Consider the following 22,735-nt stretch of genomic DNA (forward strand, 5'->3'; position numbering starts at 1 on the left):
CACATGGTCGGGACGGTGGTCGTGAAACGGTTGGGTGGACTGGCCTCCTTTGGGAGTGTGCTGGTGAGCTCGCGTATTCAACTGTCGCTGGCTCCCCGAGGAAGCCGGCCTGTTGGTGACCTTGCGTGATCTCCTGGGGCGTATCGGCTCCATGTCCCGCCCGTCTCTCTGATGAGACGGCTGGTGGTCTTGTCGTGGTAGCCGAGGGCGTCCGCGACGACGGGGCCGGGCAACTCGAGGAGTCGCTGCCGGATGGCGGCGCCGCGGGCAGCGGCGGCCGGGACCCCGACCTCGTTCAGGAGCGCGGACAGATGATCCGGGCGGGACGGCTGGCCGGCTCGGCGGCCCGGGAAGAGCCAGCGCGACGCCGGGTTGGTGGCGGTGTTCATGTTGTCGCGGTTCGCGATGTGCTCCAGCAGCAAGTCAGCGACCGGTGCGGGAACGGGCGAGGCTGGATCCCCGAGCCTCAGCAGCACGGTCTCGCCGACGCGGATCACGTCGTCGACGCTGAGTCGGACGATGCGGCTCACGGGCTGCGCGTAGAGGAGCACGATGACTCCTGCGACACGCAGACGCATCGGAATCTCCGCGTCGGTCAGCAGCCGACCGAGGGCATCGAGGAGCTCGTCCTCGCTCAGTGCGGCCCGCCGGGAGACCTTCATAGCGGGGATGGAAAGAGAGCGTCGGCAGTGGCGGCCCTGCACGGCCCAGTTGAGGAAGGCTCGCAGGCAGGTGCGGCCGTGTTCGGTGTTCTCGGCGTACCAGGCGTCGATGTCGATCTGGCCGCAGGACGCGAGGGTGCTGTTGCGCTCACCGAGCCATTGCAGGAAGGCGGTAGCGTACTTGATCTGCTCGGCGGCGAACCGCCGGACGCTGGGTGTGATGTGGCTCCGCTCGGCACGGGCCCGCAGCCGAGGAAGGACGCGCCAGGTCGCGAAGAGCCTGACCGTCTTGGCGTGCTCGGGGTCGGCGATGTCGGCCAGGTGCCCGGGAAGCCAGCGCTGGAAGGAACAGAGGTACTTGTCGGCCGCGGGCAGGACTCCGCACGTCATCAGGAGTTCTTCCAGGTGAGCGGCGGCCCGCCAGGGCTGGAGCTCGTGGAAGGCGTCGTGGGTCAGTGGGATCTCGCCGAGGCCGAGCCGCCGCAGCAGCTGTGAGGCATTCCCCGGCTGGCCGCGGCGCATCTCCAGCCAGGCCAGCCCGCTCCTGGGTTTGTCCATCGCCACCAGCAGGTCGAACAGCGGGACTAGCGCGGGGCGGATGCGGCCGGTGCCGTCGTCCAGGAGCGCGGTGAGGCGGTCCGTGAGTGTGCAGCGTTCGCAGAGCCTCCCGTGCAGGAGCTTGCCCTCGAAGTCGCAGCGTGAGCAGTCGAAGGTCTGGGAGAAGCCGGCGCAGGTGGTACAGATCGCTGCCCCGTCACCGGGGCGGAGCCCGGGAAGGGCCCGGTCCTGGCCGCATCCCGGGCAGGTGCCGCGTGTCCGGACGGCGTGGTCCGAGCAGGTCCGGCAGACGTATCCGTCCGGCCAGGTGCCGGCCTTGTGTCGGCGGCGGCCGCAGCGGCAGCACTCGGTCATGTACCAGCGCTCGTACTGTTCGTCGGTGGCGTAGGGGCGGGTCATGCGTCGGGCAGGATGCGGGCGGCGCGGGGGCGGAGCTTCGCGACGTTCGCGGGCGGGGCGGGCAGGTCGCCGGTGGCGGTCTTGCGGACGCCGGCGTTCTCGGCGGTGGTGGCCACCAGGGCAGTCGGGGTGCAGGAGAGGATGTCGCAGAGCGCGGCCATGACCTGCAACGACAGGCGTTCCGGGGTGCCGGAGACCAGGCGGTGGACCTGGGAGGCGGACAGGTCGATGCCGCGCTCGCGCAGCAGTGGCACCAGCTCGGTCGCGGTGAAGATTTGGTGCTGGGCCATGACTTCGCGCAGCCGCCAGGTGTAGCCGACCTTGCGCTTCATGCGTGGCTCCCGATCTGGGTCTCAAGGGCCGCGGCGATGGTGGAGTCCAGGTGCCGCCGCAGAGTGCGGGTGCGGAAGTCCGAGGACACGCAGGTGTAGAGCGAGGTGGTGCTGGCGTGCTCGTGACCGACCTGCTCCTGGACGAAGCGCGGGTCCCAGCCGTCCTCGATCAGGTGGGTGACGTAGGACCTGCGGAGGGAGTGGAAGTCGAGTCCGTCGTCCAGGCCGAGGGCCTTGCGGTAGGCGATGAAGCGGGAGTTGAGTCGCTGGCATCCGATCCGCAGGCCCCGTTCGGAAGGCCAGGCTGCCGGGTTGTTGTCAGTGCCGAACAGCGGGCGGACCTCGGTGAACCACTCGTCCAGGACGTCCGGAGTCCAGTCGAACACGGTCAGCACCCCGCGGCGTTTGGGCGGCGAGCCCTTCTTGGCCTTGCCGAACCGGACCTGGCAGCGGCCGTACTGGCCGAACTCGCCACCGTGCGGGTTGCGGCCGAAGTCAGCGGCGTCGAGCATGCGCGTCTCGTTGCGCCGCGTCCCATAGGCGTAGGCGGTCTTGAACAGGGTCGCGTCGCGGAAGGCGGGCAGCCAGTCCTTGCGGCCGAAGGCCCGGATCCGGGCGACCTCGTCGTCGCAGTGCGCGAAGAAGGCGTGCAGCTCAGCCTTGGTGAACGCTCGCTTCTTCGCGTCCGCCTCGTTGTCCTGGACGTGCACCGCGGTGTTCCACTCGTGCACCACCTGCACCGGATGAGTGCCGAACCGCTCCTCGCAGGTCGCCGTCCACTCGTAGAGCGGATCGGTAATGAAGGGGCAGAAGGCCCGCACGGCCTCGGAGTACGAGCGGATCGTCGAGCGCTTCAGATCCCGCAGGGAGCGCAGGTCACCGAGCCACTCGTCGACCATCGCCGGCGTCCACAGCCACGGGTAGGCGTTCACGTAGGCCGCGAATGCCTTCACCGTGTTCTCCCGGCCCTCCACGGTTGTCCGGGCCAGATTTCGGGCGAGCTGCTGGTTGGCGAAGCCGGTCAGTATCGCCGGGAAGACCTGTTCCTCCGGCCGCAGCAGAGGCACTCCGTCGACCAGATGCAGCCCCGCCGCCCCCGGCACCGGCCCGCTGAACCCCACCATTCCGCCACCCTCCGTCACTTGCATCAGGTGCGAGAAAACCGCTTCCGATGCGAGAGGGCGGCAAATCCGGAGGCCAGCCATCCATACGAGTGACATAGCTGGCAACCACGAGCTGAGCCCCGGTAGCGTCAGGTGCTGCTTCAGGACCACAATCACCCTGGTCACGGCGATAAATCCGGCATCCTGCCAGGTCGCATCACAGACCATCGCGAGTTCGCATCCGATGCGATTGGCGGCGCTCGGAACATCGGAACGAAAACCGGCACTAAGCCCCTCGTGAGCCTGAGAGTGCTTTGACCTGGTCCTCTGTGGGGGCGGGAGCGGCGGGCCGCGGCCTTGCACTTCCGGGAGCAGAACACCGCGTCACGGTGGGCCGTCGCCCGCAGCGGCTCCCAGCGACGCCTGCACCGGCGTACCCGTCCGGCCATACCTCCACCGGACGCCTGGAACACCGCGCCTTCAAGACCCCGGCGGGGGCAGGACGTCGTCCGGGCCCTCACCCTCGCCGTCGGTCCGCTTCAGGGCCCAGTGGTTGTACCCGGCCAGACATGGGCCGTCCGGTCCTGCGCACAGGGCACCGCAGCCGGTGCAGTTGGTCTCGATCGCGTTGACGTCGATCGTGCAGTCGAAGTCCTCGAACGCGGTGGGCCTGTTGTCGGTGATCACGGCGAGGGCGCCGGGCGCGATCGAGGCCGTCTGGCGCCTCGTTCAGGCGCCGGCCGGCACGACGGCGGATTGACCCTGCGAAGACGCCGAACGCCCCGCTCCTCCTGGCGGTGGAGGGCGGGGTGCTGGCACGGCAGGTCAGGTCTGGCACTGGGAGGTGGCGGCGCTGGACCAGTTGCTCCAGGCGCCTGCCGCCGGCCGGACGTGGACGCGGACCGTGATCTTCGCGTTGACGACGAAGCAGACGCGGCTGGAGCTGGCGATTTCGATGGGGCCGACGGTCGAGCGGCGCTGGACGAGGGTGCGGCCGCTGCCCATCTTCATCCAGTCGTCGCCGTCGCCGGCGACGTGGAGGAAGGCCTCGTACTCCACGTAGGAGGCGTGGGCGCGGGTGTTGGTGATGACGGTGTGGGCCTTGATGTCGCGGAAGAAGACCTTTCCTTCCTTGAACTTCTCGGCGCTGATGCAGCCGTTGGCGGTGATGCCCTGGGTGGAGACGGAGCCGCCGCAGGAGATGGCGGCGGCGTGGGCGTCGGCGGTGGGGATGAGGACGGCGAGGGCGGTGGCGGCGGTGAGGGCTGCGGTCTGTCGCAGGCGCATGGAATGTCCTTGTCTTTCGGGGTTCTGGGGCTGTCCAGGAGCGGGGTGTTTTCGTTCCGATCTGTGCTACATGTCCGTTCGCTGTAGCTATACCAGAACAGGGCCGGGACGAAGGGCCGCGAGAGCCCCGCTCCTCTCGGCTTCCGGGCCTCGGACACGAGTTGTCCGAGGCCCAGGGGTTCATTGCTCAGCGGTGGGATAAGTGCCCGCTGCTGCTGATGGGAGACGTCGGATGTTGACTGGGAGTGCTCTTGGCCCCCGAGCCGCCACCTCCCAGGAGGTCGAGCATCAGGAGGATGAACAGGACGACGCCACCTCCGCCGGCCGCCACGGCGACGGGCGGGCTGATCCGCCGGTGGTGACTGCGGACATACGTACCGTCGGCGCGGTAGTAGCCCCGGACCCGGGTCGTCGGGCCGACCGGAGCCGACTGCGGCCGGACAGTGGCCGTGTTCACGCGGCGAGGGGTGCGGACTGAAGCAGGGCGGACGGTAGCTGGGCGAGTGCGACGGAGGTGCCGTCCGCGCGGTAATGACCACGAACACCTGTCATCAGGATGCCCTCGGATGAGTCGGGAGAGTGAAGCCGATTCGGGCGTATCTATGAAAGTAAGCCGCGGCACTGACAGCCTGTTCTCCATCAACTCCGATCGCACTGCGTGGAGTTGCTTCACCAGGCAGTGTCTCCATCGTTCCTCCCAGCTGCGCAGCAGGGCGCACACCAGCGGCAGCGGAGCCTCCGCACCCCACCCGCGACCGGGAACGCCAGGGCGGCCGCTGCTGACCCGGCCAACGAGCCGCCAACCCAGCTGGGCACGAACAAGCCAGGGATCGTCACCAGGCGCAAACGCCGGACCTGGCGGGTGGGCAGCGCCGGTGTGCTGGCACTCGGCCCTGGGCGCCCCCCCCGCCTCCGTGACATCTGCGGGCCAGGGGACCCCGAGGTCGGCAGTCGGCGGGACCACGGACGGCCCGGCCCCGCCTCACACGCGGCCTTCCGCGGCCGGGCGGCGGCGGCCCGCGGGTGGACCGACGCCCACCGCGCTGACCGCGGCGATTGCGGCTACGGTCGATGACGCGATGTTTTCGCGCATGCCGCGCGAGCGCTCTCGTGTCAGTCGTCGTGCGCTCAGAGGCAAGACGCCGCGACATGAATCCGTATTTTCGAATTGACGAAAGGGGCTCACCGCCCACAGCTCACCCGAGGACCCCGCCATGACCCAGCCGACCGTCGTTCTCGTCCATGGAGCGTTCGCCGACGCCTCCTCGTACGCCCCCGTCACCAGCCGGTTGCTGAAGCGGGGGTTCAAGGTCGTCGTTCCTGGCGTGCCCAACCGCAGCCTGCTGGGCGACGCCGCCTACGTGGCGTCCCTCGTGCGCGGCGTCGGCGGCCCGGTGGTCCTCGTCGGTCACTCCTACGGCGGTGCCGTGATCACGGTGGCCGGGACCGAGGAGAACGTGAAGGCCCTGGTGTACCTCTCGGGGTACGTGCTGGAGGAGGGCGAGAGCCTCGGTGAACTCCAGGGCGGCTTCCCCGGCTCGAAGCTGGGCGCCGCCCTCGTCTTCACGCCGTCGCCACTGGCGGACTACGACGAGAAGAACCCCGACGTCACCGTCGACGTGGAGAAGTTCCCCGAGGTCGTGGCCGCCGACGTGGACCCGGATCTCGCCGCCGTGCTGGCGTCGTCACAGCGCCCGCTGGCGGGTCTGGCGTTCGCCGAGAAGGCAACCGCCGCGGCCTGGAGGACCAAGCCCGCGTGGGCGGTCGTCTCCAGCTCCGACACCACCATCAACCCCGACGTGGAACGCTTCGGTTACCGCCGCGCCGGAATCGACTTCGTGGAGATCGACGCCTCGCACATGGTCATGCTCTCTCGCCCCGACGAGGTCGTGGACATCATCCTGCAGGCCGTCGAAGCAACCAAGTAAAGCTCCAGGCGGCTCGAGCGGGGGCCACCCGGGAGCCGTCTGACGGGCGAGAACGTTCTCGCACAGGCCCGACAACGGGTCGACGCACAACCGAACATCCGAACAAGCAGAGGAACCAGCGATGAGCACAGTCACCACGCCGGACGGCACCGTCATCTTCTACAAGGACTGGGGCCCGCGGGACGCCCAGCCGATCGTCTTCCACCACGGCTGGCCGCTCAGCTCGGACGACTGGGACGCACAGTTGCTGTTCTTCCTCTCCAAGGGCTACCGCGTCATCGCCCACGACCGCCGCGGGCACGGGCGCTCCAGCCAGCCCGCGACCGGCCACGAGATGGACACCTACGTCGCCGACGTCAACGTGCTGACCGACGCCCTGGACCTCCAGGGCGCGGTGCACGTCGGGCACTCCACCGGCGGTGGTGAGGTCGCGCGCTACGTGGCGCAGGCCAAGCCCGGCCGGGTCGCCAAGGCGGTACTCGTCGCGGCCGTCCCCCCGGTCATGGTGAAGAAGGACAGCAACCCCGAAGGCACCCCGATCGAGGTCTTCGACGGCTTCCGTGCGGCGGTCGCCGCCAACCGGGCCCAGTTCTTCATCGATGTCCCGGCCGGACCTTTCTACGGCTTCAACCGGCCCGGCGCCGAGGTGTCCCAGGGACTCATCGACCGGTGGTGGTGGCAGGGCATGATGGGCGCGACGAACGCCCACTACGAATGCATCAAGGCTTTCTCGGAGACCGACTTCACCGAGGACCTGAAGAAGATCGACGTCCCCGTCCTCGTGATGCACGGGACCGACGACCAGGTCGTGCCGTACGCCGACTCGGCCCCGAAGTCCGTCGAGCTGCTCAAGAACGGCACGCTCAAGAGCTACGAGGGCTACCCCCACGGCATGCTGTCGACGCACCCGGAGGTCCTCAACGCCGACATCCTCGCCTTCGTGGAGGGTTAAGGCGACCGCCCGTCTCTGCCGGGCGACAGCGACAACCTGATCAGCCACACGCCGTCCCCCGGTGACGCCCATGCGGGCCGTTGCCGGGGGACAGCGGCGTTCGCGGTGGCGGCCGGTCACAGGCAGCGGTCGGTTCCCGTCCTGTCCGGCGTGCGGCCGGGCTGCTACGGCTCACCGTGCACGCCGCCGTCCCCGGCCCACCTCACCCGGCGTCCTGGTCCTCGGTCCCGGCCGCTCAAGGCCTCGTGCACCTCGTGAAACCGGTCCGGGTGACACACGTCACCGCGTGGTGAGCGGTGATCCAGGAATGCGCGCCCGCGTCATCCCGCTGCAACGTTCTTGGGGTGTGCTGGGCAAGGGTGCTCGGCGCGGCCGGCCCCGGAGGCGGAAGAGCCCCCGGAGCCCGTCCCGCTCCCCGCTCCCCGTCCCCGGACCACCGTCCTCGAAAGGCACCCGCTCACCATGCCCCTGGCTCTGCTGGCCCTCGCCGTCGTCACGTTCGGCATCGGCACCACCGAGTTCGCCACCATGGGGCTGCTGCCTCAGATCGCGGACGGCGTCGGGGTGTCGGTGCCGCACGCCGGCAACCTCGTGTCGGCCTACGCCCTCGGCGTCGTCGTGGGCGCCCCCGTACTGACCGGCATCGGCGCGCGGGTACCCCACAAACGGCTGCTGCTCCTGCTGACCGGGTTGTTCGTGGTCGGCAACACGGCGTCCGCGCTCGCCCCGGACTTCGGCCTGCTCTTCGCCGCCCGCTTCCTGGCCGGACTGCCTCACGGCGCACTCTTCGGCGTGGGCGCGGTCGTCGCCTCCAGGCTGGTCGCCCCGGACCGCGCCGCACGCGCCGTCTCCCGGGTCTTCCTGGGCCTGACCGTCGCGAACATCGTCGGAGTCCCCGCGGGTACGGCCCTCGGCCAGCATCTGGGCTGGCGGTACGCCTACTGCGCGGTCGCCGTCATCGGCCTGGTCGCGCTCGCCGCGCTCGCCCTTCTCGTGCCCCACCAGCCGCGCGGCCCGCAGGCGGGCATCCGCCAGGAGTTGCGGGCGATGGGAAACCGGCAGGTCTTCATCGGACTGGCCACCGCGGTCGTCGGTTTCGGCGGCTTCTTCGCCGTCTACAGCTACCTCGTCCCCATGCTGACCCACCTGACCGGCATCTCCGACTCCTCCACCACCCTGGTCCTCGCCCTCTACGGCGTCGGCATGACAGCCGGCACCCTGGCGGCCGGCCCCCTCACCGACCGCGCTCTGCGCCCGACGCTCTACGCCGGGATCGTCCTGCTGGCGGCCGCGCTGGTCACCTTCTACTTCACTGTGCACAGCACGATCCCGGCCCTGGTGACGGTCACCTTCATCGGCGCGGTGGGCGCGCTCATCACCACGCCCGTCCAGATGCTGCTGATGATCAACGCGAAGGACGCCCCCACGATGGCGGCGGCCTCCAACCACTCCGCGTTCAACCTGGCCAACGCGGCCGGCGCCTGGCTCGGCGGCCTGGTCGTCGCGGCCGGCTGGGGCTGGGCCGCCCCCAGCCTGGTCGGCGCGGCGCTCGCCCTGGCCGGTCTCGCCCTGGCCGTCACCGGCGGCGTCCTGGACCGGGGCGACCGCCCCTCGAAGGTGGTCGCCTCCCAGGGCGCCCCGGTCCCCGCACCGGCGCCCGCGACAGGGACGAGCGACCGGAACCACGGCTGAGGCCGGCCGGCGGCGAAGCGGAACGCGGGGAACTCAGTGCGGGACGTCCGCAAGTCCCGCACGTCGGGCGGTCCGCTTCGCCCCGTCGCTCGCCGGCACCCGCGAAGGGACCGGCCCCGGAGACCGGATCCGGATGCCCGCGGGCGCCCGGCGCCGGGCACCGGTTCGGCCCCGTCGGTCAGGCGGCCGGGCCGAAGTAGTGGCCCTTGTCCAGGTCCTCCAACAGGCCCGGGTGCGACGGACGCCAGTCCAGCAGCTCACGGGTGGCCGTGCTGGAGGCCGGGCCGTCCAGGTTGACGATGCCGCCGAGCCAGCTGAAGTGCCCGGCCGCGTCAGCGGGCGCCACGGAGACGACCGGCAGCCCCAGGTGACGGCCGATCACCTCGGCGACGTCCCGGATCGCTACGCCCTCCTCGCCCGCTCCGTGCAGTACCGAGCCGGCCGGAGCCTTCTCCACGGCCAGCCGGAACAACCGTCCGACGTCGAGCCGGTGCGCGGCGGGCCAGCGGTTGGCGCCGTCGCTGACGTACCCGGAGACACCCCGCTCCCGGGCGATGCCGACCAGCGCCGCCATGAACCCCTGGTCCCCCTCGCCGTGACAGGTGGGGGCGAGCCGCACCACGGAGGAGCGCACGTCGCGCGAGGCCAGTTGCAGCGCGGCCAGGGCGGTGGCGTGGCGCAGCGAGAACACCGAGTCGTCGACCGCGGGCATGTCCCGCTCGGTGGCCGTCCGCCCGGGGGCGATGCCGAGGAGGCCGGAGGCGAGCACGAAGGGCCGGCCGGAACCGGCCAGCACCTCGCCGAACGCGTCCACGGCACGGCGGTCCGCCTCGGCGGCCCCGCGGAAGTCACCGCTGAAGGCGATGTCGTGCTTGAAGGCGAGGTGGATCACACCGTCCGACGAGGCGGCTGCCTCGCGCAGGACGTCCAGGTCGTCGACGGTGCCGCGCACCACGTCCGCCCCCGCTGTGGTGAGCGCGGCGGCGGAGGCGTCCGACCGGGCCAGGCCGACCACCTGATGGCCGGCGTCGAGAAGTTCGGGAACGACGGCGGAGCCGAGCCAGCCGGACGCGCCGGTCACGAAAACACGCATGGGAGAACCCCTGACTGTTGATGACAGTGACTGACATCGACCGTAGCACTGATGTCGCTCACTGTCATCGCGTAGGATTCCGCCATGGGCAGATGGGAGCCGAACGCGCGCAAGCGCTTGGCGGAAGCGGCGTTGCAGCTCTACAGCGAGCAGGGGTACGAGCAGACGACCGTGGCGCAGATCGCCCGGCAGGCGGGCCTCACCGAACGCACGTTCTTCCGGCACTACGCGGACAAGCGCGAGGTCCTCTTCGCGGGCTCCCCGCTCCAGGAGCTGTTCGTCACAGCCGTCGCGACGGCCCCGCCGTCGGCGCCGCTGGTCGACGTGCTCGGCGCCGGACTCGACGCGGCCTCCGCGATGTTCGCCGGCCGTCGCGAGCAGGTCCTGCTCCGGCAGTCGGTGGTGGCCGCCCACCCGGAACTCCGGGAGCGCGAGCTGATCAAGCTCGCCTCGCTCGCGAGCGCCCTCGCGGACGCCCTCCGCGACCGCGGCGTGCCGGAGCCGACCGCGGCTCTGGCCGCCGAGACGGTGATGGCCGTGTTCAAGGTCGGCTTCGACCGGTGGATCACGGCGGCGGAGGAGACCGACATGGCACCGCTGATGCGTGATCTGCTGGACGAACTCGGCAAGGTGACAGCCAGGGGCTGACAGCTGGCCGGGCCGACGGACCGACGGCGCCGACGGGAGCCCCCGGTTCCTCATGGCCCGTGGCTGATGTGCGGTCACTCCCGTGGCCCGCGTCGCCGCCGCGTCGGCCCGCGTGTGCGACGAGCCGCCGGTTCCTGGCGAAGGCGGTCAAGTGCGGCATGGCGTTGATCCGACGTCAAGCCGCCTGGTCGCGGTGGGCGGCTGCCCCGAGGGGCGAGGGGCGGTCGCCCGGAAGGTTCTTCGTCTGCCGGCGGTACAGCGGGATGTGGGGCGGGGGCATCGCCGAACCGCACGACCGCCGGATCCTGCTGCCGCGGACCCAGGAGCCGCGGCGGGCGAGCAGGCACCGTAATGCCTCGCGGCCGATCCGGATCACACAGCCGTGCGCTTCCGCAGGGTGGCCGTCTGGACGACGAAGTCCTCGCCGTCAGGACTGAGAAGGCGGGGACGGCCTCCCGTCCAGCGAGGGCCCAGGCAGACCAGGCCGTTTGAGGTGAACCGTGCATCGCGTCGCGGACGGTGCCGTCGTCTGCCTGGACCCGCTTCGCGATCACCGGAACCCGGTTTTCCCGGGTCGGCCCGGACGGCCGTGGCGGGACCGCGCCGATCGTCTTCGGCGGCCGTCACAGATCCACGCGCATCCCCAACCCCCGCGCCCGTGCCGTGTCGTAGGCGACCCGGACCGCCGCGACGTCCAGGGCGGCGTGCCCGGTGGACTTGAAGACCGTGAGGGCCTCGGTGTCACCGCCCCGCCCCGGATGGTCGCCGGCGAGGACGGAGCCGAGGAGGGTGACGGGCCGTCCCGGGGCCAGGTCCTGGAGTTCGTGGGCGCCCGCCGGCGGCGGCGAGGCGGCCGCGCCGGCCCACTCGGCGAACAGCGCCGCGTCCCGGACCGTGCCGGGATCCAGCTCGGGCCCCTGCGAGCCGCCGACCGAGGAGACATGGACACCGGGGGAGAGCCACTCCCGGCGGATCACGGGAGCGTCGGCGCCGGTGCAGCAGAACACCACGTCGGCCGCGCGTACCGCGGCCTCGACGCCTGTGACGGCCCGTGCGCCCGGGAACAGCGCGGCGGCCTCGCCCGCCCGCACCGGGTCACGGCCGGCCACGGTGACCTCCGCCGTCGGCCGGACGGCGGCGAGCAGCGCCAACTGTGCCCGCGCCTGGGTCCCCGTCCCCACCACCGCCACCCTTCCGAGACCGGGCCGGGTGGCCAGGGCCAACGCGCTGTGGGTGGCGGACGCCGCCGTCCGGACCCCGGTCAGCGACTCGGCGTCCACCAGCGCGAGAGCCCTCCCGTCGTGCTCGTCGAACAGCACCACGAGCCCCCGGTGGAAACTCCGTCCCGGGTGCTGCGGATCGGCGGTCACGGTCACCAGCTTCGCGGCCGGCCCGAACCCGGCGACGTACCCGGGCATCGCGCCGAGCAGGCCCGCCGGTGTCAGGGCGGCGATCCGCGGGGGGACGGAGACCTCGCCACGGGCGACGGCGACGAGCGCCCGGCCCACTGCGTCGAGCACGGTGGCCGGCTCCAGCGCGGCGGCCGTCTGCCGGCGGTCCAGGATCAGAACGCCGCTCACCGGCCCGCCTCCGCCCCGTCGGCGGTCAGCGCGGCCACCAGTTCGTCGGCCGCCGCGCACAACTCCCTTTCCACCGCGGCCAGTTTCGGGCCGTCGAGCTCGGTCTTCGGCCCCACGACGGTCAGTGCGCACACCGGCGCCCCCGGCGCCGGCACCACCGCCCGGCTGACGGAGGCCACCAGCTTGTCGTTACGGCCGTGCTCCACGGCGACACCGGTCCGTGCCACCTCGGCCAGCTCCCGCGTGATTCCGGCGTCGTCCTCGGACAGCCTGCCCAACCACCGCGTCCGTGCCTCCGGTTCGAGTGCGGCGACCAGGGCCAGCGGCCCGGCGAACCGTCGTACCGGCAGCAGCTCGCCCCGCAAGTGACTGATCATGGCGAGCCGTTCGGGTCGGACCACGTCGATCACCCTGCCGCCGCCCTCCTCCAGGACCTGGAGGTTGACCATCATCGACGTCGCGGCGGACAACCGCTCCAACACCGGACGGGCCAGCGCGGTCAGCGAGTTGCCCGCGGCCGACGCGGACATCCGCAGCACGGCGGCGCCGGGCAGATAGCGGTCACCGGCCCGCAGCACCCAGCCCCGGCGGACCAGGTCCAGCAGGATTCGGTACGCGGTGGCACGGTGCAGTCCGACCTCGGCGGCGAGATCGGTCAGCCGCACGGGGTGCGGCGCGCGCGAGACGGCCTCGACCAGGTCGAGGGCCTTGTCCACGGCCGACCGGGGCGGCCCCGGGGCGACGGGTGCGTCGGGCATGACGGCAGCTCTTCCCTCTCGGCCCGGTGCCGTCAACGACCGCGGCCCGGTGCGTCCTTGCCGGTACGGGCCCTTGCGGCGGTCCACCGGGTGCAGAGTACAGTTACATGGATTTTCAACACACGATACAACTGTTACGTAGTGCGTAACAAACCAGTGGACCGAAGGTGACCATGACCGACCTGCCCCCAGGCGCCCCGACCCCCTGGGCCGCTCCGCCCGCCGGAACCGTCACGGTCTACCGCGGCGCCACGCTCTTCGACGGCACCGGCGCCCCGCTCCGGCCGAACACCACGATCGTCACCGACGGCGCCCGCCTGCACACCGTCGTCGGCGACGGCGACCCGCTGCCCCCGCACGCCGCCGACGCACCCCGCGTCGACCTCGCCGGCCGCTTCGTCGTCCCCGGCCTCATCGACACCCACCAGCACCTGGCCACCCCGCCCGACCGTCCCGTCGCCGAGGCCGTGCTCCGCCGGCTGGTGCACAGCGGGGTCACCGCCGTCCGTGACATGGCCGACGACCTGCGCCACATCGGCGACCTCGCCAGGGCCACCCTGGTCGGCGAGATCCCGGGACCCGACATCCGCTACGCCGCCCTCATGGCCGGGCCCTCCTTCTTCGACGACCCCCGTACCCACGAGGTCTCCCGCGGCGCCGTCCCCGGCGCCGTCCCCTGGATGCAGGCCGTCACCCCCGACACCGACCTGCCGATCGCCGTCGCCCTCGCCCGCGGCACCCACGCCGCCGCGATCAAGGTCTACGCCGACCTGGACGCCGCGACCGTCGCCGCCGTCACCGCCGAGGCACACCGCCAGGGCATCGCCGTCTGGGCGCACGCCACCGTCTTCCCGGCCGCGCCCGGCGAGGTCGTCGCGGCGGGCGTCGACAGCGTCTCCCACGTCACCCTGCTCGCCTTCGAGGACCCCACCGAGCCGCTGAGCAGCTACAAGACCAAACCACGAGTCGACTACGACCGTTTCGCCGCCGGCGACGCCCCGGAACTGGCCGCCCTCTTCGCCGAGATGCGCCGCCGCGGCACGGTCCTGGACGCCACCGCGTCCATGTGGACCAGCGGCGAACTCCGGGGCGACACCGCCGAGTCCGCCGAACGGGCCGCCCGCAACGCCGACTTGGCCGCCGTACTCACCGCCCAGGCGCACCGCGCCGGAGTCGACGTGTGCACCGGCACCGACCACGAGACCGACCCCGACGACCCCTTCCCCGCCCTCTACGGCGAACTCGCCTTCCTCGCCGACCGCTGCGGCATCCCCGCCGCCGAGGTCCTGCGCTCGGCCACCCTCGTCGGTGCCCGCGCCGCCGGTACCGAGGCGGACATGGGCAGCGTCGAACCCGGCAAGCTCGCCGACTTCGCCGTCCTGGACGAGAACCCCCTCCACGACATCGGCAACCTGCGCACCATCGCGTTCACCGTCAGACGCGGACGCCGATTCGACCGCGCCGAGTTCGAGAAGGACACCCAGTGACCGACACCGCCGCCGCCCGCCCCGTGATCGTCAACGCCCTGGGCCAGCTCGACAACCCCAACGCCCCGGCCGCCCGGGCCGCCGCCACCCAGCTCAACCCGTCCAGCGACCAACTCGCCGTCGACGCCCGCGCGATCGCCGACGCCCACGCCTGCGGCCTGACCGCCGTGAACATCACCCTCGGCTACACCATGGGCGACCTGCCGCCGTACGAGCACACGCTTGCGGAGATCGCCGTCTGGGACCGGATCATCGAGGCGCACTCCGCCGACCTCCTCAAGGTCCGCACCACCGCCGACATCCACCGCGCCCACCGGGAGGGGCGGATCGGGGTCGTCTACGGCTTCCAGAACGCCGTCGCCGTCGGCGCGGACCCCGCCCTCGTCGACACCCGGGTCGCGACCTTCGCGGACGCCGGCGTCCGCGTCGTACAGCTCACCTACAACCAGGCCAACCACCTCGGCGACGGCTCCATGGCCCCCGCCAACCGCGGCCTGACCCCCTTCGGCAGGCAGGCCGTCGAGGCTCTCAACGACCACCGCCTGATGGTCGACCTCTCCCACAGCGGTGAGCGCACCTGCCTGGAGGCGGCCCGGCACTCCCGGCAGCCCGTCTCCGTCAACCACACCGGCTGCCGTGCCCTGGCCGATCTGCCGCGCAACAAGACCGACGAGGAACTCCGCCTGGTCGCGGACCGCGGCGGGTTCGTCGGCATCTACTTCATGCCCTTCCTCAGCCTCACCGGGCAGGCCACCGCCGCCGACGTCGTGGAGCACATCGCGCACGCGGTCGACGTCTGCGGGGAGGACCACGTCGGCATCGGCACCGACGGCACCGTCACCGCCGTCGACGACCTCGACGCCTACCGCGCCGCCCTCGCCGAACACGTGGCCGCGCGCCAGGCGGCCGGTGTGGGCGCGGCCGGTGAACGGGCCGACACCTACCCCTTCGTCGTCGACCTGCGCGGCGTCGACCAGTTCCGCGACCTGATCCGCCTCCTGGAGAAGCGCGGCTACCGCTCCGAGCGCATCGAGAAGATCCTCGGCCGCAACTTCCTCGACTACGCCGACCGGGTCTGGGCGGCCTGAGCTCGGCGTTCAACCTCTGGGGCGGTCCGGTCGGCGGATTCGACGCGTGGGCTTGACGACATGCCCCAGGGCCCCTGCTCCCCGGCGTCTCGGTTGCCGCACTCGTTGGTTCGGTGCCGGCCTCGTGGCGGGCAGGGCAGGTGTATGCCGCTCCGGTAGCGAGGACTCTGCGCACCTCATGGCGGGTGGCGGCAAGACGGTTCTTCGAACCCGGCGGCGGCCGGGCCCGGGACGGCTTCGGTGCACCTGCCGGGGAGCCGGTCTTCGCGCGCAGGTTTCCTGAACCCACCGCGGATGTTCCTGCTGCGGCCACGCCATGACGGTGTTGGCGGATCCTGGGTTCGTTGCGCCGGCCTCGTGAGTCGTGCTTGGCTCGCCCGATGAACTTTCTGCTGACGGCGAGTGGCCTGCGCAACGAGACGCTGCGGGACGCGCTGCGGGACATGCTGGGCAGGCCGTTCGGATCGGCGAACGTCGTGTACGTTCCCACGGCATCGGTCGCCGAGTCCGGGGACCACGGGTGGTTCGTCGCGGACATGAACCGGCTGTACGGCCTCGGTTGGCGGGAGTTCGACGTCCTGGAGCTGAACGGGCTGCCCCGGCAGATCGTGCTCGACCGGCTGCTGCACGCCGACGTCATCTATGCCGGGGGCGGCAGCCATTACCACCTCGCGCGCAGCATCACCGGCAACGGCCTGGCCGACGGCTTCCTGAAGGCGCTGGAGAGCCGGGTCTATGTGGGCTTCAGCGCCGGATCAATGATCTTCAGCCGTCATCTCACCGGGCACTCCGCCGACGTCATCGGGGACACCGCGGACCTCCACGTACTCGGCGCGACGACCGTGGAACCGCCGTTCGCCCTCTTCGACTGGTATCTCAAGCCTCACCTGTACTCACCGGACTTCCCCGAGCGGGACGACGCCTGGGCCGATCGCATCGCTGCGCGGGCGGACTTCCCGGTCTACTTCATCGACGACGAGACCGCCGTTCGCGTCAGGGACGGCAAGGTGGATGTCATTTCCGAAGGCCGGTGGCGGTTCCATCCGTGACTCGGTACACGCGAGGGGAGCTCCGGACCGGGCAGCGCGGCGCCCAGGGGCGCGTTGACGCGGAGTTGCTGCGTCCGGTCACATCGTGGTTCCCGTTCGGCGGACCGACGGTCACCGGTCTCAGGTGCCCGCCGGTTCCGGGTCGGCCGTCTTCCGGGGTGAGCGGGCGGCGGGTGCGGCGAAGACGGCCGCCACCACCAGCACGAGCACCAGGATCAGGGCGTTCCGCAGCCCGAAGCGCTCGCCGAGGTAACCGAGGGAGGGCGGGCCCACCAGGAAGGCGACATAGCCGACGGTCGCGGCGATCGCGACGCGGGCGGCGGAGTCGGCACCGGAATCGCCCGCTGCGGAGAGCGCGACGGGAAACCCGAGCGACGCGCCGAGTCCCCACAGGACGGCGGCCGCGGCCGCGACCACCTGGTCGTCGACGAAAATCACGAGGGCCAGTCCGGCGGCCCCGACGAGCGCGCTGCCGCACAGCGCCGCCGCCCGCCCGAACCGGTCGACGAATCGTCCGCCGACGAAGCGCCCCACGGTCATCGCGGCGGCGAACACCGCGTACACGGCCGAGCCCAGCGTCGCGTCGAAACCGTGACCGTCCACCATGACCAGCGGCAGCCAGTCGTTCGCGGTGCCCTCGGCCATGGCGAGCGCGAGGATGACGCAGCCGATGAGGAGCAGCGCGGGATCCTTCCACACCGCGGCGCGCGGCGCGCCCGCCGCACGGCGCCCGGCGGCGGGCTGCCGGCCGACCTCGGTGGGGACACGCCGGATGACCAGGGCGAGCGCGCCCAGCACCACCGCGGCGACGACGAGCAGATGGACGAGGACCGGGAACCCGACAGCCGTCAGGCACATGCCGGCCACCGCCCCGAGTACGGTGCCCAGACTGAAGAAACCGTGCATGGCGGGCAGCGTGGAGCGGCCGAGCAGCCGTTCCACTTCGGCGCCCTCGACGTTCAGGGCCACCTCGCCGCCGCCCATGCCGAGACCGAACAGCCCGAGGCCCAGCGCCACACAGGCCCCCGAACCGACAGCGGCACCCACCCCGACCACCGCGGCACCGGCGGCGACGGCAGAGGTGCCGGCGAGGATGACGAGCCGGGCGCCCCAGCGTGCCACGACCGTGCCCGAGCACAGGATGCCGAGCATCGAGCCGACCGAGAGCCCGAAGAGGATCAGTCCCATCTGCGCCGTGGAGGCGCCGAGCAGGTCGCGCACGTCCGGGGTCCGGGTGACCCAGGAGGAGATGGTCAGCCCGGGCGCGAAGAAGAGCACGAAGACGGCGGTGCGACGCCGGGCGAGGTCAAGGGGCATGGGCGGTGGCTCCAGCTGGGTCCGTTCACGAGTCTGTACGACCGTACACACTGACCTGTACGTCTGTACACACTCGGGAGTGGGCAACCCGTGGCACATTGAGGGCGTGAGCGGCACACGACGCGAGATCCCGAACGATCCCGGACGCAAGGAGCGGATCCTCGATGCCGCCCTGGACGTGATCTCCGAGAGTGGCGTGCACAGAACCACCCACCGGAAGATCGCGGCCCGGGCGGACGTTCCGCTGGGCTCGCTCACCTACTACTTCGACGGTATGGCGGACCTGCTCGCCCAGGCCTTCGCCCGGCTGTCGGACACCATGTCCGGGCTCTACCGGCAAAAGCTGCAGTCCGCCGCCTCCACGGCCGAGGCCGAGGCGGCCGTCGTCGAGCTGATCTGCGGTCCGGCCTACGCCACGGAGCGCGACATGACCCTCATCTTCGAGATGTACGCCTACGCCAACCACAACGAGGCCGTCTCCGCCACGACCCGCACCTGGCTGGAACGCAGCAGGGACAGCCTCGCCCTGCACTTCACGCCCGGGGTGTCACGCGCCCTGGACGCGCTGATCGAGGGCTGGCCGATGCATCGGGCCTTCGCCGACGCGCCCCTGGACCGCCGGCTGGTCACCGAGACGGTCCGCGCGATCGTCGCCGCCGGGCCGCGCCTGTCCACGGACGTCACCTGATCTTCGGCGACGGCGGCGATCGCAGCGGCGCGGTCACGCCTGGTGGCTCCTCGACCTGAAATGAATTGAACGTTTCAATTCTCCTTTTCGAACCCGTGTCATCGCTCCCTCTCGCCCAAGTGTGCCCGGGCGGCACGGTACTCGCCCTCCCTGCCTGGCAGTTCATGGTCTCCCGGCAAGGCGCATCGATCAACACCCGTGAGAAGTCTTGACGCTTGCCGTGGGCGACCCTAGCGTCAGCGCCTGCACTGTAAAACGATTCAATTCAATTGCCGCCGAAGGGAGTCCCGTACGTTGCGACCGGTACCCGCCGCCCACGCGGCCGGCTCGCCAGCAGGCCCCGATTCCGGCGCTGGCCCCGCTCTCGCCGCCTTCGACCACAAACGGGCCCTCACGGCCGCCGAAGCGGCCCGCCTCGCCGTGGCCTGAGCCCCCGGCCCGTCTGCCACCCACACCCTGCCTCTCCAGGAGTACCCGCATGTCCGAAACCACCCCCGAAGTCCCGCTGTCCAGACGCGGTTTCGTCGCAGCCGCCGGTGTCGGCACCGCCCTCGCCACCGGCCTCACCGGACTCGGCCTGGCCGCAGCGCCGACCGCCTCCGCCGCGTCAGGACGGCCCGGTACGGCCCCGGCCCCCGCCGCCTTCACCACCCGCCGCTTCACCGATCCGCCCAAGGACAGCCGCCCCACCGTCTACTGGTACTGGAACGGACCCGTCACCCCCGACCTGGTCGACCGGCAACTGGCCGACCTGCGCGACAAGGGGATGTACGAGGTGGTCCTCTTCTCCTTCGACAACGACGCCATGCGGCCCGTCTTCTTCACCGAGGAATGGTTCGGCATCGTCGAGCACGTGCTGCGCACGGCCGAGGCCACCGGTATGCGCGTGTGGCTGTTCAACGACGACCACTTCCCGAGCGGCCGAGCCGGCGAGTTCATCGTGAAAGGCGGCACGGTCGGCTCCCGGACCTATGAACCACGCCCCGACCTGCGGCTGAAGGCGCTGTGGCGGTCCTCCACGGTCGTCGAGGGCCCCGCCGTCACCGACCTGCGCCGCAGCACCGGCGTGGGGGTGGAGGCGGGACACCTGGTCGCCGACGCGGCCGTGCTGGACGGGGCGGCCGTGCTGCGCGGCGGCGAAGACTGGACCGACCTGACCGTCACCGCGAGCGCCAAGGCCGACCGCACCGCCGCAGGGCTCGTCGTCCGTGCCTCCGCCGACGGGCTCGACGGCTACGCCGTCTCCTTCGACCAGACCGGGGTGGTCACCGTGGAGCGGCTGACCCGCGGCACGGACCCCGTCGAACTGCTGCGCAGCACCCGCACCGACGGCTTCAACAAGACGAAGTACCACACACTCGTGGTGACCGTGAGCGGCGCGTCCCTGACCGTCACGCTCGACGGCCGTGCCAAGGGCACGGTCACGGACGGCGGCCGGCCGTCCGGCGGCGTCGGCGTGCGCGCGGTCGGCGCCGCGCGCGGCCTGTGGGACAGCCTCGCCGTCACCGCGCCCGACGGCACCACGCTGTACGCGACGGCGTTCGACGACGCGGCCGTCGCGGGCGACTTCCCCGCACGGGCGTCGCTCCCCGTCGAGGCCGCGGCCGCCGCCGCGCGCCCGGTGGGGGCCACGGACGCGGCCGAGGTCGTCGACCTGACCGACCGGCTCACGGCGGACGGCAACTGGCAGGTGCCCGCCGGCCGTTGGCAGATCGACCTGTTCGGCGGCATCCCGCTGGTCGACGACACCCAGGGATACAGCCGCAGTTACGTCGATCTCCTCGACGACGAACCCGTGCGGCTCTTCCTCGACATCGTCCCCGGCGAGTACCACCGCCGCTTCCACCGCTGGTTCGGGACCGTGATCCCCGGCTTCTGGGACGACGAGCCGTTCTTCGCCTCCGCCGAGGCCCACTTCAAGCGGTTGCCGTGGTCACCGACGCTGGACCGGGCACTGCGTGACGCCGGGGTCGCGCCCGGCGTCGCCTACGCCGCCGCCTTCGACGACCTCGGCCGGGGCGGCCGGGTCGCGCGCGGCCTCTTCTGGCAGGCCGTCTCCAACCGCTTCGCCCGCTACTTCCGCGCCCAGGGCGAGTGGTGCGAGCAGCGCGGTGTCGCCCTCATCACCAATCCGCTGTACGACGAGACCGCCCCCGCCAAGCGCATCCCCAGCACCGGCGACCTGCACAAGGCCAACCAGTGGGCACAGGTGCCCGGCGGTGACATCATCACCGCCGAGTACGTGGCCGGCCAGCAGACCATGCTGCCGCGCAACCCGGTCTCGGTCGCCCACCAGATGGGCCGGGAACGGACCCTGATGGAGATGTTCGGGAACATGGGCTGGCAGGTCACCCCCGGCTTCGTGCACGCCACCATCGGCGCCCAGGCCGCCCGTGGCGTCAACCTGACGGTCCTGCACGCCCTGTGGACCGACGAGACCGTGGTCTACTTCCCGCCGCCCTTCGGTCCCCGCGCCCCCTGGTGGTGGTCGATGCGCCCACTCGCCGAGTGGATCGGCCGGGTCATGGAGGCCTGCCGCGGCACCTCCGCCGCGCGCACCGCGCTGCTCCAGCCGCAGCGGGCCGCCGAGCAGTGGACCGGCACGGACAAGCAGGGCACGGTCGACGGCGCGCTGAGCGACGCCGCCTACGCCCTGGAGCGCGCCCAGGTCGACTTCGACCTCCTCCACGAGGGCGCCCTCACCGGCGACCCCGAGCTGCTGGCCCACGCCCGGGTGCGCGCCGGACGGCTCGCCGTCGGCGAGGCCCGCTACGACCTCGTCGTCCTGCCCGAGACGCCGACCCTGGACACCGCGACCGTCCGCGCCCTGAACGCGTTCGCCAGGGCGGGCGGCACCGTGGTGGCCGTCGGCACCCTGCCCACCGACGAGGCCGACACCGACGACCGCTCCCTCACCCGCGCCCTGAACGACCTGTTCCCCGACACCGCTCCCGGCCGCCGCACCCTCGGCGGGGGCCGTGCCGTACGCGTCGCCGACGCCGGGGATCTGGGCGCCGCCGCGCAGGACGCCGGAGCGGCGGCGGCCGTCCTCGAACCCGCCCAGGACTCGATCCGCGCCCTGCGCGTCACCCGGGGCGACGACACCGCCTTCCTCTTCAACAACGAGAGCGGTACGGCGGTAGCGACCACCGCGGTCCTGCCCGCCGACGGCGTCCCGGAGCTCTGGGACCCGGCGACCGGCCGGACCGGTCCCGCCCCGCTCTACCGGACCGGCCCCCGGGGCCTGCTGGTGCCGCTGGCCTTCGCACCGTACGAGACCCGGATCGTCGTCGTACGGGCCCGCGGGGAGGTCCCGCCGCACCTCACGGACTCGCCGGTCGACGTGCTGGCCGTCGAGCGGCACGGCCGTTCGCTGCGTGCCACGGTCGAGCTGGGGGAGCCCGGCAGCCACCCGCTCGGCGGGACCGACGCGGGCCGTACCTACCGGGGCACGGTCCACGCCGACGACCCGCTCACCCCGGTCCCGGTGACCGGCGACTGGACGCTCGCCCTGGAACGCGACGGCGACACCCCCGTCACCGGACCGCTCGGCAGCTGGACGGCCCACGCTCCGCTCTTCTCCGGCAGCGGCACCTACACCACGGATCTCGCCGTGGACGCGGCCACCCTCGACGGGCGGCGCGTCCTGCTGGACCTCGGGGACGTCCGGGACGTGGCCGCGGTGACCGTCAACGGCACCGCCCTCGGCCCACTGCTGTGGGCACCCTTCGTCACCGACGTCACCGGCCTGCTCGTCCCCGGCCGCAACCAGGTCTCCGTACGGGTCGCCAACACCCTCTCCAACGAACGCAACAAGCCGCTGCCCTCGGGTCTGCTCGGCCCGGTCACCCTGCGCTTCAAGCGCCGGGTGACGGTCGACCTCGACCGCGTCTGACGTTCCGCCCAGTCCGCTCCGCCAGCCCCGTCACCGCCACCGAGGCCGGGTACCGGGCCGGTTCCGGAGCCTGGACCTTCCGCTCGTCCCTGCCGCCCGGCGGCCCGTCCTGAGGACACGGCCGCCGCACCGTCCCGGCCGGCCCCGTACGGTGCGAACGGCCGCAACGCCTCCGCGTGTCATCCGCAGCCGCCCGGGGTTTCAGCTCCCCGACGCTGC

The 22,735-nt window shown here is 71.9% G+C and carries 19 protein-coding genes and 1 pseudogene; 9 read left to right on the forward strand and 11 right to left on the reverse strand.

The window, feature by feature from the left end; genetic code table 11:
* Positions 1-77 precede the first annotated feature (77 nt).
* From LQ326_RS19745 to LQ326_RS19770, 6 genes are all read right to left on the reverse strand, one after another.
* The gene (locus LQ326_RS19745; RefSeq protein WP_234538497.1) at positions 78-1,619 is read right to left on the reverse strand and encodes a site-specific integrase; all 1,542 of its coding nucleotides are present in this window, start codon (positions 1,617-1,619) and stop codon (positions 78-80) included.
* Positions 1,616-1,951, reverse strand: coding sequence for a helix-turn-helix domain-containing protein (locus LQ326_RS19750; RefSeq protein WP_234538498.1), 336 nt, complete (start codon positions 1,949-1,951; stop codon positions 1,616-1,618). Before LQ326_RS19750 ends, LQ326_RS19745 begins: the two co-directional genes overlap by 4 nt.
* The gene (locus tag LQ326_RS19755; protein WP_234538499.1) at positions 1,948-3,075 is read right to left on the reverse strand and encodes a tyrosine-type recombinase/integrase; all 1,128 of its coding nucleotides are present in this window, start codon (positions 3,073-3,075) and stop codon (positions 1,948-1,950) included. The genes LQ326_RS19750 and LQ326_RS19755 overlap by 4 nt, the downstream gene beginning before the upstream one ends.
* A gap of 459 nt (positions 3,076-3,534) precedes the next feature.
* On the reverse strand, positions 3,535-3,741 hold the full coding sequence (locus LQ326_RS19760; RefSeq protein ID WP_234538500.1) for a hypothetical protein: 207 nt from the start codon (positions 3,739-3,741) through the stop codon (positions 3,535-3,537).
* Positions 3,742-3,879: 138 nt separating this feature from the next.
* Positions 3,880-4,341 carry a hypothetical protein gene (locus LQ326_RS19765; RefSeq protein WP_234538629.1) on the reverse strand — a complete coding sequence of 154 codons (462 nt, stop codon included), beginning with the start codon at positions 4,339-4,341 and terminating at the stop codon, positions 3,880-3,882.
* 187 nt (positions 4,342-4,528) lie between these two features.
* Entirely contained in the window at positions 4,529-4,798 is a 270-nt protein-coding gene (locus tag LQ326_RS19770) for a hypothetical protein (protein ID WP_234538501.1), read from the reverse strand.
* Between the two features lie 757 nt (positions 4,799-5,555).
* On the opposite strand from LQ326_RS19770, the gene LQ326_RS19775 reads away from it, so the two are divergent.
* The 3 genes from LQ326_RS19775 to LQ326_RS19785 all read left to right on the forward strand — a co-directional run bounded on the left by LQ326_RS19775 (position 5,556) and on the right by LQ326_RS19785 (position 8,913).
* Positions 5,556-6,269, forward strand: coding sequence for an alpha/beta hydrolase (locus tag LQ326_RS19775; RefSeq protein ID WP_234538503.1), 714 nt, complete (start codon positions 5,556-5,558; stop codon positions 6,267-6,269).
* A gap of 121 nt (positions 6,270-6,390) precedes the next feature.
* Complete coding sequence (locus tag LQ326_RS19780; RefSeq protein WP_181803710.1) at positions 6,391-7,221, forward strand: alpha/beta fold hydrolase; 831 nt, start codon at positions 6,391-6,393, stop codon at positions 7,219-7,221.
* Positions 7,222-7,683: 462 nt separating this feature from the next.
* Positions 7,684-8,913, forward strand: coding sequence for an MFS transporter (locus LQ326_RS19785; protein ID WP_234538504.1), 1,230 nt, complete (start codon positions 7,684-7,686; stop codon positions 8,911-8,913).
* A 178-nt stretch (positions 8,914-9,091) separates the two neighbouring features.
* Here the strand turns inward: LQ326_RS19785 and LQ326_RS19790 are convergent, their stop codons facing one another.
* Complete coding sequence (locus LQ326_RS19790; protein ID WP_234538505.1) at positions 9,092-10,006, reverse strand: SDR family oxidoreductase; 915 nt, start codon at positions 10,004-10,006, stop codon at positions 9,092-9,094.
* 84 nt (positions 10,007-10,090) lie between these two features.
* Here LQ326_RS19790 and LQ326_RS19795 point away from each other — a divergent pair, with 84 nt between their 5' ends.
* A complete protein-coding gene (locus LQ326_RS19795) occupies positions 10,091-10,654 on the forward strand; it encodes a TetR/AcrR family transcriptional regulator (RefSeq protein ID WP_234538506.1) in 564 nt (187 codons plus the stop codon).
* A 325-nt stretch (positions 10,655-10,979) separates the two neighbouring features.
* On the opposite strand, the pseudogene LQ326_RS19800 reads toward LQ326_RS19795, so the two are convergent.
* The 3 genes and pseudogenes from LQ326_RS19800 to LQ326_RS19810 all read right to left on the reverse strand — a co-directional run.
* Positions 10,980-11,220 (reverse strand): annotated as a pseudogene (locus LQ326_RS19800) (IS630 family transposase); the annotation flags it as partial.
* Positions 11,221-11,277: 57 nt separating this feature from the next.
* Positions 11,278-12,234, reverse strand: coding sequence for an ornithine cyclodeaminase family protein (locus LQ326_RS19805; RefSeq protein ID WP_234538507.1), 957 nt, complete (start codon positions 12,232-12,234; stop codon positions 11,278-11,280).
* Positions 12,231-12,992: an IclR family transcriptional regulator gene (locus LQ326_RS19810; protein WP_234538508.1), complete on the reverse strand. Its 762-nt coding sequence runs from the start codon at positions 12,990-12,992 to the stop codon at positions 12,231-12,233. The genes LQ326_RS19805 and LQ326_RS19810 overlap by 4 nt, the downstream gene beginning before the upstream one ends.
* A gap of 173 nt (positions 12,993-13,165) precedes the next feature.
* Here LQ326_RS19810 and LQ326_RS19815 point away from each other — a divergent pair, with 173 nt between their 5' ends.
* The 3 genes from LQ326_RS19815 (at position 13,166) to LQ326_RS19825 (ending at position 16,616) form a co-directional block, all read left to right on the forward strand.
* The gene (locus LQ326_RS19815; RefSeq protein ID WP_234538509.1) at positions 13,166-14,479 is read left to right on the forward strand and encodes an amidohydrolase family protein; all 1,314 of its coding nucleotides are present in this window, start codon (positions 13,166-13,168) and stop codon (positions 14,477-14,479) included.
* Positions 14,476-15,567, forward strand: a complete 1,092-nt coding sequence (locus LQ326_RS19820; RefSeq protein WP_308401965.1) for a dipeptidase — start codon at positions 14,476-14,478, stop codon at positions 15,565-15,567. Before LQ326_RS19815 ends, LQ326_RS19820 begins: the two co-directional genes overlap by 4 nt.
* A 380-nt stretch (positions 15,568-15,947) precedes the next feature.
* Positions 15,948-16,616, forward strand: coding sequence for a Type 1 glutamine amidotransferase-like domain-containing protein (locus LQ326_RS19825; RefSeq protein WP_234538510.1), 669 nt, complete (start codon positions 15,948-15,950; stop codon positions 16,614-16,616).
* A gap of 120 nt (positions 16,617-16,736) precedes the next feature.
* Here LQ326_RS19825 and LQ326_RS19830 read toward each other — a convergent pair whose 3' ends face one another.
* Entirely contained in the window at positions 16,737-17,933 is a 1,197-nt protein-coding gene (locus LQ326_RS19830) for an MFS transporter (RefSeq protein ID WP_234538511.1), read from the reverse strand.
* A 106-nt stretch (positions 17,934-18,039) separates the two neighbouring features.
* Between LQ326_RS19830 and LQ326_RS19835 the strand changes: the two genes are divergently transcribed.
* The gene (locus LQ326_RS19835) at positions 18,040-18,621 is read left to right on the forward strand and encodes a TetR/AcrR family transcriptional regulator (RefSeq protein WP_234538512.1); all 582 of its coding nucleotides are present in this window, start codon (positions 18,040-18,042) and stop codon (positions 18,619-18,621) included.
* Positions 18,622-19,099: 478 nt separating this feature from the next.
* Positions 19,100-22,516, forward strand: a complete 3,417-nt coding sequence (locus tag LQ326_RS19840; RefSeq protein ID WP_234538513.1) for a glycosyl hydrolase — start codon at positions 19,100-19,102, stop codon at positions 22,514-22,516.
* The last annotated feature ends 219 nt before the right edge of the window (positions 22,517-22,735 follow it).

Source organism: Streptomyces shenzhenensis, from assembly GCF_021462265.1.
GTDB lineage: Bacteria > Actinomycetota > Actinomycetes > Streptomycetales > Streptomycetaceae > Streptomyces > Streptomyces shenzhenensis.